This window comes from Deinococcus betulae, from assembly GCF_020166395.1.
In the GTDB taxonomy this organism is placed as follows: Bacteria; Deinococcota; Deinococci; order Deinococcales; family Deinococcaceae; genus Deinococcus; species Deinococcus betulae.
Genome location: NZ_JAIQXU010000077.1, coordinates 1 through 1230 on the forward strand (window position 1 = coordinate 1; position 1230 = coordinate 1230).

Here is a 1230-nt window from a genome sequence, read left to right on the forward strand (position 1 = left end):
GTTGGCCACATAAGATCACCAAACAGCCCTCCCAGTGCGTAGAAATTGCACTGGGAGGGCTGTTGCTGGTTTATTAAGATTTCTGCGAATGGCCAGATGAGTGGGCAAAAAGAGGTTAAAAAACTCGTGCCAGACAAGTGTGAGGCATATTTGACCACTTTTGACTCTCATCTGGCCACTGGATACGTTACGACAGGTGACATAACGGACAGATTGGAATCACCCCCCAATATGTCAATTGACATAGCTGACGATATGTGGTCTATATAAATGAGGGGGAAGTGACTCGCATCAATCACAGATCGAGGAACGCAAAAACGCTCGGGACGGATTCGCAGCCCAATCCCCGAGCGTCCTCACTCCCTCGTCAGGAGTCACACATTGTCTATAAGATACCGCACCACATTTCAGCTTCGAAGTGGTCAGATCCACGATGGTACGCCGCTCCTTCTGCTCGCGCATACGGCTATTGGATCACTTGCTCCAATTCGCCAGCCGAACAACTTCAAGGGACAGAAACACATCACCGGTCTGTACTATTCCCCTACGACGGGCCGGCAACACGCGTTTGAAAGTCGACTTGAGCAGAAGGCTCTGACCCGCGTCGACTTCGAACTCTCCCCTCAAGCCATCGCCACACAGCCGTTCGCCTTGCTTTACGACGATGGCGATAAACGCCGGGGGCACATTCCCGATATTTTGGTTCAGCTTCAGGACGCCAGGCCGCTCGTAATTGACGTAAAACCTAAAGCCTTTGTGGAGATGAACAAGGTTCCTTTCTCGGCCATGCGAGAGGCGTGCAACGAAATAGGCTGGACCTACGCCATCTGGACGGAGATGCACCCAACCTACTGGCATAACCTTTCGTTCCTGTACGGGTACCACCGCCATTCTTCTGAACTGGCTGTCTTTGCTGAAACTTTAGTGAATCGTCTACAAGATGGACCACTAACTATCCGACAGGTCCTTGAAGATTTCGTGTCACCTTCCCTCGTACGGACAACTCTTTTCCATCTGATGTGGAGACGCCGCATCCAGGCTAACCTCGCAGAGCGCCTGCATGACGACGCCGTCTTGCACTTAGGAGCCTGATGATCCGACTTATGCCATTCACAGTCGGACGCGAGATTCAGCTTCAGGGCATGCGCTGGAGCATCGTCTCTACACAAGGGCAGATGCTCACTCTCCATTCCAGCACGGGTATTCTCCGAGAATTCGACGTTCTCGAAG

1 protein-coding gene is annotated in these 1230 nt (G+C 52.1%); it reads left to right on the forward strand.

The window, feature by feature from the left end:
- Positions 1-381: 381 nt before the first annotated feature.
- On the forward strand, positions 382-1092 hold the full coding sequence (locus K7W42_RS22680) for a TnsA-like heteromeric transposase endonuclease subunit (protein WP_224577675.1): 711 nt from the start codon (positions 382-384) through the stop codon (positions 1090-1092).
- Positions 1093-1230: the final 138 nt, after the last annotated feature.